This is a genomic window from Roseibium sp. AWQ4_254, assembly GCF_056161025.1.
Genome location: NZ_JBSWYH010000053.1, coordinates 1 through 17,879 on the forward strand (window position 1 = coordinate 1; position 17,879 = coordinate 17,879).

A 17,879-nucleotide genomic window follows, 5' to 3' on the forward strand; every position below is an offset into this window, starting at 1 on the left:
TTTTTTTTGGGCTTTTTTCCTCCTCGAAAAGTCTGGGAAACTTTCTCCCAACCCCCTCCCCCCCCTTTGGGTCTCCTTTTTTTGGGAAAGTAAGATTTCCAAAACCACAGGGCGCCCGTCGTGATTTGAAAGAAACGCGATGCGCTCAAACGGGGTGCAACCTGAACCGAAGGCTCGAACCGGGTCTCAAGACCATGTTGCCGTTGAGTGTTTCCTTATAGACCGGAACACTTTATAGAACCCCCGGGACAAGTCATGGGGCAGGATTGCTGGCTTCTTTCGGTTTCGTGAAAGCAGCCTGCCGTCTTGCCCGTGACCTGTCCGCCGGTAACCGGCCCATCCGGGGCCGACCGGGAAAGTGCCTGATGGCTAGCGCCGGACCGAAATCGGCGCATACCAGGCAAATACGTAAGGACAGATGATGTTTGATATTCATCGTGTGGAAGTCGAGTGGGGCGGACGGCCGCTCATTCTCGAAACGGGCAAAGTGGCCCGCCAGGCCGACGGCGCCGTGATGGCGACCTATGGCGAAACCAAGGTTCTGGCCACCGTCGTCTCCGCCAAGGAGCCAAAGCCGGGACAGGATTTCTTCCCGCTGACCGTGAATTACCAGGAAAAGGCCTTTGCCGCCGGGAAGATCCCGGGGGGCTACTTCAAGCGCGAAGGCCGCCCGTCCGAGCACGAAACGCTCACCTCCCGTCTGATTGACCGGCCGATCCGCCCGCTCTTTGCCGACGGCTACAAGAACGACACCCAGGTGGTGATCACCGTTCTGTCCCACGACATGGAAAACGCGCCGGACATTTTGGCCATGGTCGCGGCCTCTGCGGCGCTGACCCTTTCGGGCGTTCCGTTCATGGGCCCGATCGGCGGCGCCCGTGTCGGCTATATCAATGGCGAATATGTTCTGAACCCGGCCGTGGACGACATGCCGGACAGCGCGCTGGATCTGGTGGTTGCCGGAACCGGTGATGCGGTTCTGATGGTGGAATCGGAAGCCAAGGAACTGGACGAAGACGTCATGCTCGGCGCTGTCATGTTCGGCCATGCCGGTTTCCAGACCGTGATTGATGCGATCATCAAGCTGGCCGAAACGGCTGCGAAAGAACCGCGTGAATTGTCGATACCGGACCATTCCGAGCTGTTCGGCAAGGTCAAGACCATGGCGGGCGAAGATCTTAAGGCCGCCTACCAGATCACCTCCAAGACTGACCGCAAGGCGGCAGTTGATGCGGCCAAGGCGAAGGTTGTTGAGGCCCTGATCACCAATGCGGCCGACGGCGAGGCGGTCGAAGGCACCGTGCTCGGCGAGCAGTTCAAGAAGCTGGAGGCCGAAATCGTCCGGGGCGCCATCCTTGAAACCGGCAACCGGATCGACGGCCGCGACCTGTCGACAGTGCGCGCGATTTCGTCTGAAGTCGGCATTCTGTCCCGCGCGCACGGTTCGGCCCTGTTCACCCGTGGTGAAACCCAGGGTCTTGTTGTGGCTACTCTGGGCACGGGGGAAGATGAGCAATTCATCGACCTTCTGGAAGGCACCGTGAAGTCCCACTTCATGCTGCACTACAACTTTCCGCCCTATTCCGTCGGTGAGACGGGCCGCATGGGCTCCCCGGGGCGCCGCGAAATCGGCCACGGCAAACTGGCCTGGCGCGCGATCAACCCGATGCTGCCCCAGCACCATGATTTCCCCTACACGCTTCGGGTTGTCTCCGAAATCACCGAATCCAACGGCTCGTCCTCCATGGCAACGGTCTGCGGCACCTCGCTGGCGCTCATGGATGCCGGCGTGCCGCTGAAGGCACCGGTGGCCGGGATCGCCATGGGCCTCATCAAGGAAGGCGACAAATACGCCGTCCTGTCCGACATTCTCGGCGATGAAGACCATCTTGGCGACATGGATTTCAAGGTGGCCGGTACCGAAAGCGGCATCACCTCGCTGCAGATGGACATCAAGATCGACGGGATCACCGAAGAGATCATGAAAGTGGCTCTTGGGCAGGCCAAAGACGGCCGGATCCACATTCTCGGCGAAATGGCCAAGGCCATTACCGAAGCCCGGTCCGAGCTTGGCGAACATGCGCCGCGCATCGAAATGATGAAGATCCCGGTCGACAAGATCCGTGAAGTCATCGGCTCCGGCGGCAAGGTCATCCGCGAGATCGTGGAAAAGACCGGCGCAAAGGTCAATATTGAGGACGACGGCACCGTCAAGATCGCCTCGTCCGACGGCAAGGCCATCAAGGCGGCGGTCAACTGGATCAACTCCATTGCGGCCGAGCCGGAAGTTGGCGTGATCTACGAAGGCACGGTCGTGAAATGCGTCGATTTCGGTGCATTCGTGAACTTCTTCGGCGCAAAGGACGGCCTGGTTCACATCTCCCAGCTGGCTCCCCAGAAAGTTGCCAAGGTGACCGATGTCATCAAGGAAGGCGACAAGGTCTGGGTCAAGCTCATGGGCTTTGACGAGCGCGGCAAGGTGCGCCTGTCCATGAAGGTTGTCGATCAGGAGACCGGCAAGGAAATCGAGAAGGACACCGCGGAATAAGTCAGACCGGCGGGGGATCTGCCAGCTTGCGCTGGCAGGTTCTCAAAAGCCTCTGATTTGAACGCGCCGGCGCTGTGTTGTCACCGCTCACACCGGCTCTGGTTGTCTGGAACAGGAAAAACGCGCAGGAGCCCGGCTCCTGCGCGTTTTTTGTGCCCTGACGGGATAACAAGCTCGTCAGATCGGCGTCTATCAGCTGGCCTTGCGGGCGAGCTGGTTATCGAAGGGCTTGGACGACACGAAATCGAGAAATTCATGCTCCGGCATGGGCCGGGCCAGATAGTAGCCCTGGATCAGACGGCAGCCGAGGCTGGCCAGAATATCGCATTGCTCCTGGGTCTCCGCGCCTTCGCAGATCACATTGATCCCCAGCTTGCCAGCCATGGAAATGATGGCTTCCACCAGGGCCTGGGCATCGGCATCCTTTTCAAGGTCCATGACAAAAGACCGGTCGATTTTCAGGATATCGATAGGCAGGCGCTTGAGATAGCTGAGCGAGGAATATCCGGTTCCAAAATCATCCAGCGAGATCTTGATGCCGAGACCCTTGAGCGTGGTCAGAAGCTTGATCGGATCAATCTGTTGATCGTCAAACAGAACGCTCTCTGTCATTTCCAGACGCAAATGGCCCGGGTCCATTCCGGTTTCCTCCAGAATGGCCTTGATACAGTCGACAAAGTCCGCCTCGCGGCACTGGCGCGTGGAAATGTTCACGCTGATGCTGGCCACATCCAGGCCCTTTTCCCGGCAGGCAGCATGGAAGGCACAGGCCTCGCGCAGGATGATCAGGCCCAGGGGAATGATCAGGCCGGTTTCTTCCGCCACAGGAATGAACTCGGCCGGAGACACAAAGCCCAGTTGCGGATCATGCCAGCGGGCAAGGGCTTCGCAGCCTACCAGCGTGCCGGACACATAGTCGATAACCGGCTGCACAAAGATCTCCAGATCCTTGTTTTCAATCGCCTTGCGCAGACCCGCTTCCAGCTGCAGCCCCCGCGCGGTGCGTTCATTCATGTGGTGGGAGAAGAAGCGGAACCGGTTGCCGCCCTCCGACTTGGCCTGATACATGGCCGCATCCGCCTGACGCATCAGCGCGTCTTGGTCCTTGCCATCATACGGGTAGACCGTGATACCGATGCTGGCGGTCAGGAACAGGTCGTTTTCGCCCTCCACATCGATCTTGCGGGCGATTTCCTCCAGAATGGTCTGGGCTCGGTGCTCGATCTCCCATTCGTCGTCTGCGGAGGGCATGATGATGGCGAATTCGTCACCGCCGAGCCGGGCAACCGTCTCGGTGCGCTTGACCACTTGCTCGATCCGGCGGCCGATGGTGGTCACGATCCGGTCTCCGAATTCGTGGCCGAACGTATCGTTGATCACCTTGAACCGTTCCAGGTCCACAATCATGAGCGCGGCCAGCGAGCCGGTTTGTTCACTGTCGGTGATGGCCTGCTGCAGGCGGTCCAACAGCATGTTCCGGTTGGGCAGGCCAGTCAGCAGGTCATAGTTGGACTGATGCTCGATCAGTCTTTCCTGCTCCTTGCGCGCGGTAATGTCCATCACGGTGAGATAGATGGCTTCATGCCCGTCCCAGGTGGTCAAGCGCACGTGCTGTTCCAGCCAGACTTCTGCTCCGGACTTGCTTTGGGCGCGCACCTCATAGACCGGCGGGGCGCTGCCTTCTGAATTGCGCGTCTCGTAATAGTTGCGCAGGCGCTGTTCCTCACACGGGTCGTAGAGGCTCCAGATGGGTTTGCCAACCAGCACATCGGCCCGGTTGCCCGAATAGCCAAGCATGTGCAGCATGGCACGGTTCACATACAGAATTTTCTGATCCGAATGAACGACCACCCCTTGCAGTGATCCCTCGATCAGATCCTTGAAACGGGCATGGATGTTGTGAACGGATTCAAAGGCTTCCTGAAACAGATACCCCAGCTGATTGTATTCGGCGATCCGGCCGGGCTTGTAGGGTTCAAGGTCGCCCTTGTTGCGCCGGTCCCTGGCATAGTCAACCAGGGAGGCCAACGCTGGTTCCATGAATTTGTTGAGCGCCAGAGCCACAAACAGCGCTGTCAGGCCGACAAACAGGACAAAGGGCAGGAACAGATCGAGACAGGTCTGCCGGACTTTCGACAGGATGGTATTGGCCTGATCGGAATAGACGAAGATCGGGTGGCCGTGGTCATCGGAGAAGATCGCCGTTTTCCTATAGAGGCGGCTGTCCTGAACCGTGTGCGCCTGCACGGAGAGGAGCTCCTGGATCCTGTCAAAATGATCCGCAGCGCGAAACGAACCGCTGCTGGCAAGGACTGCGCCTTCATGGACGATTGCCAGATTGTCTCCGTCCAGAAGCCGGGAGAGGGCGCTCAGGACGGCAAAGGAATCATTGAGCAGGCTGCCGCCCACAAGCCGCCCCAGGACGCGTCCGTCTGAAGGATCGATCACGGGCAGGGCGATGACGGCTGCCATTGCGGCTGGACTGGAGTCATGATCGGAAAACACCTGCCAGACATCCGGCGCCATTGTGCGCATGGTGGTCCCGGGCAAAACCCCTCCAATGTCGATCAGAGTCTGGCTCGCATCCAGCCAGCCGAGTTCATCCTGCCGGTTCAGGATGAGAATATCGGCGCGCGGGTCAGAAGCAGCTGCAAGGTGGGTTTGGAGGAGGCGGTCGGCCTCTTGCTGGTCTTTCGCGGTGATGGCCTTGATCAGGGCCTCGTCGGCCGCCAGGGCCCGGAGCCGGGTTCCCAGCTGCCCAAGATAGGAGGTGAAGGCCAGCTGCGCCAGGGCATCTTCCTTCTGCACCTGTCTTTTGATCTCCAGATCCGCAATCGAACGGCTGCCAAGATATGTGACACCGAACAAGGCGACAGCAGTGGTGGCCAGCCCCAGAAAAAATAGAGCCAGAACGATCCTGCTGTATTTGAGACCCGTGATTCTTGTCATTTTGAGTATCGGAAAGCCCTGGCCTTGAGTGTGGACAGACGAACGGAACATTCTGCCGCCGTGAGCAAGACGAATGAACCGGAATAGACGACAGGAACCTCGTTGCCCCGCCCAGCGGTATCAAGGGCGATGGCCTCGGCCATGGCGACCCCGGCATCGTCATTCATGCGCATCACCGTGACCTGTAAGGTGCCTTCGGCAAGGGCATCCAGCTCGGCGCTGCCACCGCCCCAGCCATTCGTGGATACCTTTCCCTCCAGCCCGTGCGCGCGGATGGCATCGGCGGCGCCAAGGGCGATGTCTGTGGCGCTGGTATAAATGAAGGAGAGCGTCGGGTGGTCTTCTAGGATTCTGCTGGCGGCCTGCCGGGAGCGGGCACGGTCATAGCCTGTATAGTAGGAAGCTTTCAGGTTTTCTGCCGCTGCGTCATAATAGGCCTGAAGAAACCGGATGCCCCGCCCCTGGCTGACATAGCCTTTCGGGCCAAAGAGGATGGCAAAGTCTTTCTTGCTCCCCAGCGTGTCTTCATAGTGGTCCACAAGCATCTGCGTGCCGGCGGCATCATCAAAGCCGACATACAAAAACGGCTGCCGGCCGCTCCAGGCGCGCACGGGTGTGGTGATATTCTGCAGAATGACCTTTGGCCGCCCGCGGGCAATCAGCCGCTGGGCAATCGCCTTGTCTGGGGCGCTGTCCAGGGTGAAGACAAGATAGTCCGGGTCATCCGTCAGGGCTTTGGCCACCTGCCGGGCCAGGCCGCCGGCGGACATGCCGCTGGGGTAGCGGCCGGAGTGGGCGGAAAAGGACCGGATGTCATAAGGCAGCCCGAGTTCCCGCAAGCGGGCCTCCAGGGCCACCTGGCTGCGTTGCCAGTATTCGGAATTGTCGCGGCTGGGATAGACAAGCGCAATTTTCACCGGCCGGTTCGGCGCCCGTTCGAGTGGCGGAACGGGAATGTGGGAAAAAAGGGGATGTGCAGGGGCGGCCACGCGCTTGGCGAAAGGGCCAGAATTGCGCCGTTGAACAGGATCGATTTGCTCAAATTCCGTCAAGGACCAGTATTCAGCCAGCGAATCAGTGTTCAGATCGTCTGCGGCAGCCAGGTTCAGCGGTGTGAGAAGGCAAAAGACGCCAAGAAGACCACTGAAAAACAGCCTGACCTTGTCCGCGGACGTATAAAAACCGCAGGCCATCACGACAGTCCTCTGGTATATTTTACCGTCCAGGTTAAAACGAATTGCCCTCTCTCCCTGTCATTTCTCTCACGACTTTATCGGCAAATTCTTTCATTCTGCTGAATCTGCTAGTGAAAAATGACACCTGCTGCGTGTATGGGTGGACTTTCCCGGTCAAAATGTTCCCGCAGCACGGGCACAATCGAATTGTCCGTCGCCCGTGAACCGGCCGGGAGGACTGAGGAACGTGGTTTGCGAGGCGGAAGGGTTTCGGGATCGGGCCCAATGACTGGACACCGGAGGTCTTGCCGGCATGGTCATTTGCCTCTGGCAGGGAAGCTGCTATACCCGCGGCGGCGAATGACAAAGAGGACAGGCATGAGGCAAATGCGCTTGGTGGTGGTTGGGGCCGGTGGCCGGATGGGCAGGGCGCTGACGCGGGCAGTCACGGAAGTGGACGGCGCCAGCGTCGTTGCAGCCATTGAGCGCGAAGGTGCCGGTTGTCTGGGCCAGGATGCGGGTGAGCTTGCAGGGGTCGGGCCTTTGAATGTGCCGGTGACTGACGACCCGCTAACGGCGTTTGCAGGCGCGGATGGTGTTCTCGATTTTACGGCCCCTGCTGCCAGCCTATGGTTTGCAGAACTTGCGGCACAGGCAAGGATTGTCCATGTGATCGGAACCACCGGCTGGGCCGAGGGCGAGGATGCGCCGCTGAAGGCTGCGGCCCGCCATGCGCGGATCGTCAAATCGGGCAATATGAGCTTGGGGGTGAACCTGCTGGCAAGTCTTGTGCGCAAGGCGGCGGCGGCTCTGGACGCGGATTTTGATATCGAAGTTCTGGAAATGCATCATAAGCACAAGGTTGATGCTCCCTCCGGCACGGCACTTCTTCTCGGGGAGGCGGCAGCCGACGGGCGGGAGCTGGACCTTGCCGCCCACTCGGTCCGGTCCCGGGACGGGATCATGGACCCGAGGCGGGCCGGCGATATCGGCTTTGCCACCTTGCGCGGGGGATCGGTGATCGGAGAACATTCGGTCATCTTCGCCGGGGAAGGGGAGCGCATTGAATTGACCCACCGCGCCGAAGACAGGCAGTTGTTCGCGCGCGGCGCGGTGAAAGCCGCCCTTTGGGGCTTTGATCAAAAGCCCGGATTGTATTCGATGGCCGATGTGCTCGGCCTTGAGTCTTGAATATATTGACACTTTAAGGAGCACGGCATGGATCGCCTTCTAGTGCTTGTCCGCCACGGGCAGAGCGAATGGAATTTGAAAAACCTGTTTACCGGCTGGAAGGACCCGGGCCTGACCGAGCAGGGAGTTGCCGAAGCGCACCGGGCCGGTCAGGAACTCCACGATCTGAAGCTGGCTTTCGACATTGCCTTCACCTCTGATCTGACACGGGCACAGAAAACGCTTGCGATCATGCTGGAAGAACTGGACCAGACCGGGCTGGAGACCATCAAGGACCAGGCGCTCAATGAACGGGACTATGGCGATCTGACCGGCATGAACAAGGACGAGGCCCGCAAGGAATTCGGTGAGGATCAGGTTCATATCTGGCGCCGGTCCTTTGATGTGCCGCCTCCGGGTGGAGAAAGCCTCAAGATGACCGCTGAGCGGGTGCTACCGTACTATCAGGCGGAAATTCTGCCCAAGGTGATCGCGGGAAAGCGGACGATTGTGTCGGCCCATGGCAACTCGCTCAGAGCTCTGATCATGGAATTGGAAAATCTCACGCCGGAAGAAATTCTGAAGCGGGAATTGGGAACCGGAACGCCCATCATTTACCGGTTGGATGAAAACGGCTCTGTATTGAGTGTACAGGACCTTGCAGACTGAGTTGAACCGTCTGAAAATCTGTTGGAAGGCAACCAAAAGAGGGCGCTCAGCGCCCTCTTTTTCGTTGTGAGCAGGCCTTCCCGTTGGGAATATGAAAATAGTTTTGGGAATGTGTTTCTTGAATATTTATTTGACTGTATTTGAACTTTAGAGAAGTCATAAAAATTTCACATCGAGGATGATAGATACAATTTTGATTAATACAAAAAAATACTATAAAAAGAGAGGTATTCAGCTAAAGTATTTACGTGTCATTCACACTTTCAGGCCAGCTTCCGGGCGTGCGGAATACAACGCTAAACGGGGGGCAATACCGTGATCTTGGAACGGTTCCACAATATCAAATTTGGATACAAGGTGTGGGGTGGCTTTGGAGCTGTTCTGCTCTTGACGGCAGCGGTCGGCCTCGCGGCGACAGTGACGATTTCCGGCCTGTCGGTGCGCTCGCAAGTGTCCGGATCGGCCATTGAGGCTATGGCGGTTCTACAGCGTGTCAGCCTGGCCAAGGAAGGGTATCTTTCGGCGCCGTCCGCGGCGGCGGCCCGCAAGGTGGAGCAAAACACCCGCGAGCTGATCGACCGTCTTGAAACGATGTCTTTTCAAGCCTCTGGCCAAAGCAGGCTTCAGAAGGGCATCGCCGATTCCATCGGTCAGGTCGAGGCGTTTGACACGGCGTTCCAGCGGCTGAAAGCGCGGACGCTGGAGCAGGCCAGCAGCTTGGCGAACCTGAGCGAGATGAGCGGCCGTCTGGCCAAGACAACCACCCGCATCAGCGAGATTGTCGGCAAGGTCCGCAAGACAACAACCACCGCCGTGAAAGCGGCTGAGGTGACGCAAAACGCGGCCCGTGACCTGACCAGCCAGGCGGAAGCGCTGCATCAGGGTGTTGTCACCCTCGTGCCGATGTTCGGGCATGGTGCCAGGTTCAAGCAAAAGGACATTACCGGTGCGATCCGCAAGGAGATCGATGCGACGCTGATGCAGATGGCCTCGGCCGCGCAGGTGATCTCAACCACGTCGGTGGCAGGGCTGGAACGCGAGAAGCTGGAGCTTCTGGTCAAGAATACGAACACGCTGGCAAAGGCTGTGCCGGATCTGCTCGGCGAAACCAATCTCTTCAACCGCATGGGCAAGAAGAAGACCGTGGCCGATCTGGTGCAGGCTGTCGACAACGGGTCTCTGGATCTTCAGTTTGACTCCTACCGGATCCTGGACCGGGAGCTGGCATTGGCGACAGAAGCGCAACGCAACCTCACCAAGCTGGCGTCCTTGGGGGAGCTGGCCATCAGCCTGGCAAATGGGACGTCTGAGGCAAGGTCTGGGACCCTGGAATTTGTCTCCAGAATCGATCAGGACGCCCCTCCTATCAAGGACGAAATCGAGGGCCTGGTCGGTGTCGCGGCAGCGCTGGACAAACGCGACGAGCTCGCGGCCTCGGCCAAGGACCTTGGCAGTGTTGAAAAAACTGTCAGACAATTCTCCGCAGCTTTCTCCGGGATCGTTACGATCCGCAACGAACTGATTTCCCTTGAGCGGCAGCTTGAGCGGGCCGCCGGAAACGCCGGCACGAAGATCAGCGAAGTCTCCGGCCAGCAGAGCCGGGAGATGCAGCAGGCCGGGCGGACCGCCTTTCAGGCCATTTTGCTGGCTGTCGGAATTGCCATTTCTATCGGCGGCGCCTTGGCCTTTGTGCTGAACGCGGCCATCACGCAGCCGATCAAGGGGCTGACGCGGGTGATGGCGCAGCTGGCCGACGGCAATCAGGAAGTGTCCATCCCGGGGCGCGGGCGCGGCGACGAGATCGGCGAGATGTCACGCACGGTTCAGGTCTTCAAGGACAACTCGCTGGAGCGGGCGCGGCTTCGGGCCGAGCGGCGGGCCGAAGAACAAAAACGCCAGGAACGCCAGCAACTGGTTGAGGACCTGATTTTCACCTTCCGTGAGCGGGTTCAGGACCTTCTGGCTTCGGTCGGCCAGACGGCTTCAGGGCTGGATGAAACCGCAAGAACCTTGACGGATACGGCACATCAAAGCTCCCGGAAGGCGGAAGATTCCAAATCTGCATCGGGTGTGGCAAGCCGCAATGTTGGACTTGTGGCAACAGAAACGGAAAACCTGACCGCCTCGATCAACGAAATCAGCGTTCAGGTTTGCCGGACGACGGAGGTGGTCGGCCGGGCGACAGAAGGAACACGGGCCACCAACCAAAAGGTCGCCAGCCTGGCGCAGTCGGCGGCCAAGATCGGCGAGGTTGTCACGCTCATTCAGGCGATTGCCGAACAGACCAACCTACTGGCGCTCAATGCAACCATCGAGGCGGCCAGGGCCGGGGAAGCCGGCAAGGGCTTTGCGGTTGTTGCATCTGAGGTGAAGGAGCTGGCCAATCAGACCTCCAAGGCAACCGAGGAAATCGGCAGCCAGATCACTGCGATTCAGGCGGCGACAAACGACTCGGTTCAGGCGATTGCCGGCATCACCCGGACCATGGATGAGGTCAATTCCTATACCGCTGCGATTTCTGCCGCCGTGACCCAGCAGGGCACCGCCACGAATGAAATCTCCCAGAATGTGCAGCGGGCGGCTGAGGGAACCGAAATCGTTACGACTAACATCACGGACCTTTCGGGAGCTGTCGATCAGACGGCTGCATCGGCAGAACATGTGGTGCAGGCGTCAGGGGAGTTGACGACAAGGACGGAAGAGCTGCGCTCCCAAGTGGACCGCTTCCTCTCCGATGTTGCGGCCGCATAAAACCGCCGAAGGCCCCTTGCGGCCGGACTGCTGCCAGCTCTTGGAAAACGGCCGGCAAGGGGTCAGATCGTTTTCTCAGGTGGGATGAGGCCGCGCAGCAAGACGTCCAGAATAGCGTCCTTGTGTTCGTCCGTGTCGATCTCCGGCGCGTCACTGAACAAGAGCCTCCAGACCGTAAGGGAAATGGCAGGGCCCAGAAAAATCTCCGGAATATCCAGAGCAGCCGCATCGCGGATCTTCTGGTCGTCTCGGAACTGCGTCAGGAGGCTCTTGAGCTTGTTCAGGACAGGGGCGGTGAACGCGGCATAATGGGCGCGGGTCAGTTGGGGGAAGCGCCGGGATTCCAGCACCAGGAGCCGGATCAGCTCCCGTTTCTGACGGTCCCGGGTCACGTTGTCATAGGCAAAGGAGAGGAAGGCGCGCAAGACCTCTTCCGGGCTGTCGGGCTCAAAAGCCAGAAGCTTGTCGATATCCTGAATGACCGGAGTCATCAGGTCCTGGGCCATGGATTCAAACAAGGTTTCCTTGCTGTCGAAATAAACATAGATCGTTCCCTTCGTGACATTTGCGCGGGTCGCGATGTCGTCAAGGCGGGTTCCGGCAAATCCGTGTTGCGAAAATTCTTCGAAGGCGGCCTGGAGAATCTCCCCCGGCCGTTCTGACTTCCGGCGCTGCACAGCCACGTTTTGTCTCCCCAGGCTTTGGTGTGGCCGGTGCTGGGAGGCGCCCGGCCTGCTTATAAATAATTTACCGATGCCTAGGAGATATCCCATGAGGGACTTGTCATCAAGAAAATTATTGACTAACTAGTCAGTCAATAAGAGGCTTCTTCTGTGCGTTTTGCGACGGTGCGGGCTGCCGTGTTTGGAATGGCGAAAGGTCATGATCGTGAAAAATTGGATGGCCGCAGCGGTGTTTGCGGTGTGTGCCCTGGCCGGTGAAACGGCTCAGGTTCAGGCAGAAGGCGCTATTGCAGTTAAAACCGTGACGGCGCATTTCACCGACTATTCCCCCTATCTGGTGATCTCCGGAGAGGTAGAGGCAAGATACCAGAATGATGTTGCCTTCCGAGTGACTGGCAGGGTCAGCGAGCGCTATGTGGATGTGGGAGACCACGTCACCAAAGGAGAAGTGCTGGCCCGTCTTGAGCAGAAGGAAAAAATGGCGGAACTGGAATCGGCCAAGGCCGATGTGGTCTCTACGACAGCTGTTCTGACTCAGGCCAAATTGACTCTCAAAAGGCAGAAGTCACTGCTCGACAAGGGCTTTTCCACCCGCAGCGACTATGACAGCGCACAAGAAGCCTATCGGGTAGCCCAGGGGAATCAGAAAGCGGCCAAGGCGAATTTGTCAGAAGCCGAGCAGACACTGGACGATACAGTGCTTCGCTCCGAAGAGGACGGCGTGATTACGGCCCGCTCAGTTGAAGTTGGGCAGGTGGTGGAGGCTGGCGGCACGATCTTTTCCGTGGCCAGGGACGGAGCCAGGGATGCGGTGTTCAAGGTGCATGAATCGCTCTTTGCCACGCAACCGGCCGCCCCCGATTTCAGCTTGAGTCTGATCTCCAATCCCGAAGTGATTGCACTTGCCCATGTGCGGGAAATTTCACCGACCATCGACAGCACCACTGGCACGGTGCGGGTGAAAGCGGCGATTGACTCGCCGCCGCAGGAAATGACCCTGGGCGCCCCGATTGCCGGGACCGCAAAATTCAAGCCTGTCCATGTGGTGATCCTGCCCTGGAGCGCGCTCATGTCGAAAGACGGAAAACCGGCAGTCTGGGTGGTCGATCCGGCAACGTCAAAGGTGCATTTGCAGGATGTCACCCTCTCCCGGCACGAAACCGAACTGCTGTTTGTGTCTGATGGTTTGAGAGAGGGGGACGAAGTTGTCACGGCCGGGGTGCAGTACCTCTTCCCGGGTGTGCAGGTGATTGCCGAGAACGAAGGAAAAGACTGATGCGCACGTTGCTTGGCCTCTGTGCCGTTTTGGGCCTTGTGCTGGTTGCCGGGTGTCAGGAACATGACACCGAAACACAAGCTGAGGCTCTCCGTCCGGTCCTGTCGACTGTTGCGAAGGCTGAACTTTCGTCCGAAGATGTCTTCACCGGTACGGTAGAGCCCCGCTACAGCACGGATCTTGGCTTTCAGGTTCTCGGCCGTCTGATCCAACGCAATGTCAATGTCGGTGACATCGTCAAGAAAGGCGATGTGATCGGAGAACTTGACCCGGCTATCTATGAGTTTTCCAAGCGGTCGGCCGAAGCCAGCCTGACGGCGGCAGAAGCCCAATTGGACAATGCGCAAGCGTCGGAGAAACGGTCGATCGCTCTGGTCAAAACCGGCGTGACCGCGGAGTCCACACTGGATTCGGCGGTCGAAACACGCAAGAGTGCTGAGGCCAGTGTAAGGAGCGCCAAGGCAGAACTGGAAAAGGCTGAAGAACAGCTCAGCTACACCCGCCTGGTCGCGACCTTTGACGGGGTGGTCACCCATACGGATGTGGATGTGGGCGAGGTTGTCGCCATTGGCGAAACCGTTATCACACTGGCACGGCTGGACGCCCGGGATGCGGTTGTCGACATTCCCGAAGACCTCGTTTCGAAGCTCCGGAACCGGACATTCGAGGTTTCCTTGCAGGCGTTCAAGACCAAGCCGGTGCTCGCCAAGGTGCGCGAGGTTGCCCCGCGCGCCAACAGCACGACCCGGACCCAGCGGTTCCGCATGACCCTGGACGATCCTTCCGCAAATTACCGTTTCGGCGCCCTGGTCCGCGCCTGGCCCGCCAATGGCGGGAACAAGCAGATCAACTTGCCGCTGACGGCGCTCCTGGAAAAAGACGGCAAGACCTTTGTCTGGGAGGTGGATGAGCAGGCTGCGGCCGTCCGCCAGGTGGAGATCAAGGTCAATAGCCGGACTCAAAAGACGTTTACCGTTGCTGCCGGTGTGGAGCCGGGGGCCCGCATCGTGACTGCAGGCGTTCACAGCCTGATGGATGGACAAAAAATCGCGCAGAGCTCGGAGCACTGAAAATGAAGTCTTTCAACCTCTCCGACTGGGCGCTCCAGCACCGGTCGCTGATCTGGTATTTCATGATTGTCTCGGTCATTGCCGGGGTCTTTTCCTACACCAATCTGGGCCGTCAGGAAGATCCGGATTTCACCATCAAGACGATGCTGATCCAGGCCCAGTGGCCGGGTGCTTCGACCGAAGAAACGATCAATCAGGTTACGGACCGGATCGAGAAGAAGCTCCAGGAACTGGACAATCTGGACTATACGAGGAGCCTGACGACCCCAGGCACGACGATTGTGTACGTGAACCTGAAGGACACGACCAAGGCCAAGGACGTGAAGCCCACCTGGAAACGGGTGCGCAACATGATCGAGGACATCGAGTCAGATTTCCCCGATGGCGTAGTGGGCCCTTTCTTTAATGACGATTTCGGCGATGTGTATGGCAATATTTATGCCTTCACCGCCGATGGGGTCAGCTTCCGCCAGCTGCGCGACTATGCCGAACAGGTGCGCAGCCGGCTTCTGACCGTGCCCAATGCGGGGAAAGTCGATCTGGTCGGAGCCCAGGACGAGGTTATCTACCTGAAATTCTCCACCCGCAAACTGGCGGCCATGGGCATTTCACAGGACAGTGTGGTGTCCACCCTTCAGGCGCAGAATGCGGTGGTGCCGTCGGGCGTGCTGCAGGCCGGGCCTGAACGGGTCAGTCTGCGGGTGGATGGCCAGTTCACCTCGGAAAAGGATCTGGAAAACGTAAACCTGCGGGTCGACGGCCGGTTTTTCCGCCTGAGCGATGTGGCGACCGTGAGCCGGGGCTATGAGGACCCGCCCGAGAACTTGTTCCGCTTTAACGGCCAGCCAGCGATTGGCCTTGCCATTGGCATGCGCCCGGGCGGCAACCTGCTGAAATTTGGCGAAGCGCTGGACGCGGAGATGGAAAAGGCGGTGGCCCAGCTGCCCGTCGGGGTCGGCGTTCATCTTGTCGCCGATCAGCCCCATGTGGTGGAAGAGGCCGTGGGCGGGTTCACCAAAGCCCTTTTCGAGGCGGTTGTGATCGTGCTCGCGATCAGTTTCATCAGCCTGGGCCTCAGGGCCGGGTTCGTGGTGTCCCTGTCGATCCCGCTCGTTCTGGCCATGACCTTCATCTTCATGGAATATCTCGGCATACCGCTGCAGCGGATTTCACTGGGCGCGCTTATCATCGCGCTTGGGCTGCTGGTGGATGATGCCATGATCGCGGTGGAGATGATGGTGGCGCGTCTGGAGCGCGGCGACCCGCTGGAAAAGGCGGCAACCTATGTCTACACCTCCACCGCCTTTCCCATGCTCACCGGAACACTGGTGACTGTGGCCGGGTTCATTCCCGTAGGTCTTAACAACAGCAATGCGGGGGAGTTTACCTTCTCCCTGTTTGAGGTCATCACTATTTCGCTGCTTCTCTCCTGGATCGTGGCGGTTCTGTTCGCCCCGCTTCTGGGCGTCACCTTCCTGCCGAGGAAGCTGAAATCCCATCATGAGAGCAAAGGTGTTTTCGGCCGCACTTTCGAGGCGTTGCTGCGGGTCGCGATGCGCTTCCGCTGGCTCACCATTCTGATCACGGTGGCTGTTTTTGCCACGTCGCTTTATGGCATGGGGTTTGTCCAGCAGCAGTTCTTCCCGTCCTCGGACCGGCCGGAGCTGATCGTTGACTTCAACCTGCCCAGAAACAGCTCCATCACCGAAACGGCCTCCCAGGTCGCGCGGTTCGAAACCTATCTGAAGGACGATCCGGACATTGACCACTGGTCGACCTATGTCGGCCGCAGCGCGGTGCGCTTCCTGTTGTCCTATGATGTGCAGATGCCCCAGCCGAGCTTTGGCCAGCTGGTGATTGTGTCCAAGAGCCTGGAAGCCCGCGACCGGGTGCGGTCCCGTCTTGAAAAGGTGATTGCAAAAGACTTCGTTGGCATTGACGGCTATGTGAAGCTGCTGGAACTCGGGCCGCCGGTTGGCCGTCCGATCCAGTATCGGATCAGCGGGCCGGACATTGCCAAAGTGGTGAAATATTCCCGCGAAGTCGCAGCGGTCATGGGCGCAAACCCGAATACGATGAACGTGGCCTATGACTGGAACGAACCGGGCAGGGTCGTGAAGATTGACCTGTTGCAGGACAAGGCCCGCCAACTCGGCATAACCTCGCAGAGCATTGCCACCTTGCTGAACGGCATTGTGGCCGGGAGCACGGTGACCCAGATCCGCGATCACATCTATCTGATTGATGTGGTCTCGCGGGCCAAGGATGAGGAACGGCATTCGATCGAGACGATCCAGCAGCTCCAGGTCCCGACCTCGGACAATGAATCGATCCCGCTCTCGGCCATTGCCAATATCCGCTACGAGCTTGAACAGCCCGTGATCTGGCGCCGGGACCGGGCCCCGACGGTGACCGTCAAGGCCGCCATCAATGACACCTATCAGCCCGCCACCATTGTGCAGCAGCTGAAGCCTGAGATTGATGCGCTGCAGGCCAAGTTGCCGCCGGACTACAAGATCGTGACCGGTGGTGCGGTGGAAGAAAGCGCGAAGTCGCAAGGCCCGATTGCGGCCGTGGCCCCGCTGATGATCTTCACCATGCTGACAATCTTGATGTTCCAGCTGCAGAGCTTCCAGCGCCTGTTCCTGGTGATCGCGGTGGCGCCGCTCGGGCTGATCGGCGTCGTGGCTGCGCTCCTGCCGAGCGGTGCACCGCTCGGGTTCGTGGCGCTGCTCGGGGTCTTGGCTCTGGTCGGAATCCTGATCCGGAATTCGGTCATTCTGGTGGTCCAGATCGAGGATCTGCGCCGGGATGGCATGGAAGCCTGGGATGCGGTGTTTGAAGCCACCGTCAACCGCATGCGCCCGATCATGCTGACGGCGGCGGCAGCTTCGCTTGCCATGATTCCGATCTCTCGCGAGGTTTTCTGGGGGCCGATGGCCTTCGCCATGATGGGCGGCATCATCGCCGGAACGATGATAACGCTCCTCTTCCTGCCGGCTCTCTATGTGGCCTGGTTCCGCATTCCTCGTCCCACGTCCACCCCCACCGCAACGCCCTCCGGCAGCGGGGCGCAGGACAAAGGGGATACGGCAGACGGGCCCGATAACGAGACTGGAGGGGCCGGCGAAGCCGCTCCTGCATAAGGGGAGAACCGGCGGAGGGATCTTCTCACGATCTCTGAACGCGGCAGATTTCCTAACTTGTCAGGCCGGGACCCAGGTGCCGGCCTGATTTTTTCTGCTCTCCGCACGAAAAAGGCCTCGGGGCGGAGAGTTTCCGAGGCCTTTCGATGTTGCCGGTTAAAAAGTGTGCGTCCGTTGAACCCGACCTAACGTGTTGCCGTTTGCTGCCTTAAGTGTCCACTTATCTAAATGGACACTTAAGGGCCCTTAATGAGTAATCGAAGGAAACGGCGGATTTGGTCTGATGAGGAGAAGCGGGAGATCTGCGCGCAAGCGGTTCTTCCCGGTACATCGGTTGCACAGGTGGCGCGGCGGTATTCTGCGAATGCCAATATGATCCACAATTGGCTGAAGGATCCCCGGTTTGCGCGAATGCCAGTTGATCCGGGCCACGTCGAGGAAG

At 59.1% G+C, this 17,879-nt stretch carries 11 protein-coding genes; 8 read left to right on the forward strand and 3 right to left on the reverse strand.

Features of this window, described 5'->3' with window-relative positions; all coding sequences use genetic code 11:
- Window positions 1-421: 421 nt before the first annotated feature.
- Window positions 422-2,548, forward strand: coding sequence for a polyribonucleotide nucleotidyltransferase (gene pnp, locus ACXAIC_RS23825; protein WP_475186716.1), 2,127 nt, complete (start codon window positions 422-424; stop codon window positions 2,546-2,548).
- Between the two features lie 192 nt (window positions 2,549-2,740).
- Here the strand turns inward: pnp and ACXAIC_RS23830 are convergent, their stop codons facing one another.
- Together ACXAIC_RS23830 and ACXAIC_RS23835 are read right to left on the reverse strand one after the other, a co-directional pair.
- Window positions 2,741-5,497, reverse strand: a complete 2,757-nt coding sequence (locus ACXAIC_RS23830) for an EAL domain-containing protein (protein ID WP_475186718.1) — start codon at window positions 5,495-5,497, stop codon at window positions 2,741-2,743.
- Entirely contained in the window at window positions 5,494-6,690 is a 1,197-nt protein-coding gene (locus ACXAIC_RS23835; RefSeq protein ID WP_475186721.1) for a substrate-binding domain-containing protein, read from the reverse strand. The genes ACXAIC_RS23830 and ACXAIC_RS23835 overlap by 4 nt, the downstream gene beginning before the upstream one ends.
- Before the next feature lie 360 nt (window positions 6,691-7,050).
- Here ACXAIC_RS23835 and dapB point away from each other — a divergent pair, with 360 nt between their 5' ends.
- From dapB to ACXAIC_RS23850, 3 genes are all read left to right on the forward strand, one after another.
- Window positions 7,051-7,863 carry a 4-hydroxy-tetrahydrodipicolinate reductase gene (gene dapB / locus ACXAIC_RS23840; protein WP_475186723.1) on the forward strand — a complete coding sequence of 271 codons (813 nt, stop codon included), beginning with the start codon at window positions 7,051-7,053 and terminating at the stop codon, window positions 7,861-7,863.
- Window positions 7,864-7,890: 27 nt separating this feature from the next.
- Window positions 7,891-8,511, forward strand: a complete 621-nt coding sequence (locus ACXAIC_RS23845; RefSeq protein ID WP_475186726.1) for a 2,3-bisphosphoglycerate-dependent phosphoglycerate mutase — start codon at window positions 7,891-7,893, stop codon at window positions 8,509-8,511.
- Between the two features lie 315 nt (window positions 8,512-8,826).
- Window positions 8,827-11,262 carry a methyl-accepting chemotaxis protein gene (locus ACXAIC_RS23850; RefSeq protein ID WP_475186727.1) on the forward strand — a complete coding sequence of 812 codons (2,436 nt, stop codon included), beginning with the start codon at window positions 8,827-8,829 and terminating at the stop codon, window positions 11,260-11,262.
- 62 nt (window positions 11,263-11,324) lie between these two features.
- Here ACXAIC_RS23850 and ACXAIC_RS23855 read toward each other — a convergent pair whose 3' ends face one another.
- Window positions 11,325-11,945 (reverse strand): TetR/AcrR family transcriptional regulator, encoded by a 621-nt coding sequence (locus tag ACXAIC_RS23855; RefSeq protein WP_475186729.1) that lies wholly within the window; start codon window positions 11,943-11,945, stop codon window positions 11,325-11,327.
- Between the two features lie 199 nt (window positions 11,946-12,144).
- On the opposite strand from ACXAIC_RS23855, the gene ACXAIC_RS23860 reads away from it, so the two are divergent.
- From ACXAIC_RS23860 to ACXAIC_RS23875, 4 genes are all read left to right on the forward strand, one after another.
- Window positions 12,145-13,221 carry an efflux RND transporter periplasmic adaptor subunit gene (locus ACXAIC_RS23860; RefSeq protein WP_475186731.1) on the forward strand — a complete coding sequence of 359 codons (1,077 nt, stop codon included), beginning with the start codon at window positions 12,145-12,147 and terminating at the stop codon, window positions 13,219-13,221.
- Window positions 13,221-14,291, forward strand: coding sequence for an efflux RND transporter periplasmic adaptor subunit (locus ACXAIC_RS23865; RefSeq protein WP_475186734.1), 1,071 nt, complete (start codon window positions 13,221-13,223; stop codon window positions 14,289-14,291). The genes ACXAIC_RS23860 and ACXAIC_RS23865 overlap by 1 nt, the downstream gene beginning before the upstream one ends.
- A gap of 2 nt (window positions 14,292-14,293) precedes the next feature.
- Complete coding sequence (locus tag ACXAIC_RS23870; RefSeq protein WP_475186737.1) at window positions 14,294-17,437, forward strand: efflux RND transporter permease subunit; 3,144 nt, start codon at window positions 14,294-14,296, stop codon at window positions 17,435-17,437.
- 249 nt (window positions 17,438-17,686) lie between these two features.
- The coding region (locus ACXAIC_RS23875) for a transposase (RefSeq protein WP_475186740.1) at window positions 17,687-17,879 on the forward strand (193 nt) is incomplete at its 3' end.

What these genes read in the sequence shown, in the direction of transcription:
- pnp (WP_475186716.1), top strand. Translation starts at nt 422, where the DNA reads ATGTTTGATATTCATCGTGTGGAAGTCGAGTGGGGCGGACGGCCGCTC.
- ACXAIC_RS23830 (WP_475186718.1), bottom strand. Translation starts at nt 5,497, where the DNA reads ATGACAAGAATCACGGGTCTCAAATACAGCAGGATCGTTCTGGCTCTA.
- ACXAIC_RS23835 (WP_475186721.1), bottom strand. Translation starts at nt 6,690, where the DNA reads ATGGCCTGCGGTTTTTATACGTCCGCGGACAAGGTCAGGCTGTTTTTC.
- dapB (WP_475186723.1), top strand. Translation starts at nt 7,051, where the DNA reads ATGAGGCAAATGCGCTTGGTGGTGGTTGGGGCCGGTGGCCGGATGGGC.
- ACXAIC_RS23845 (WP_475186726.1), top strand. Translation starts at nt 7,891, where the DNA reads ATGGATCGCCTTCTAGTGCTTGTCCGCCACGGGCAGAGCGAATGGAAT.
- ACXAIC_RS23860 (WP_475186731.1), top strand. Translation starts at nt 12,145, where the DNA reads ATGATCGTGAAAAATTGGATGGCCGCAGCGGTGTTTGCGGTGTGTGCC.
- ACXAIC_RS23865 (WP_475186734.1), top strand. Translation starts at nt 13,221, where the DNA reads ATGCGCACGTTGCTTGGCCTCTGTGCCGTTTTGGGCCTTGTGCTGGTT.
- ACXAIC_RS23870 (WP_475186737.1), top strand. Translation starts at nt 14,294, where the DNA reads ATGAAGTCTTTCAACCTCTCCGACTGGGCGCTCCAGCACCGGTCGCTG.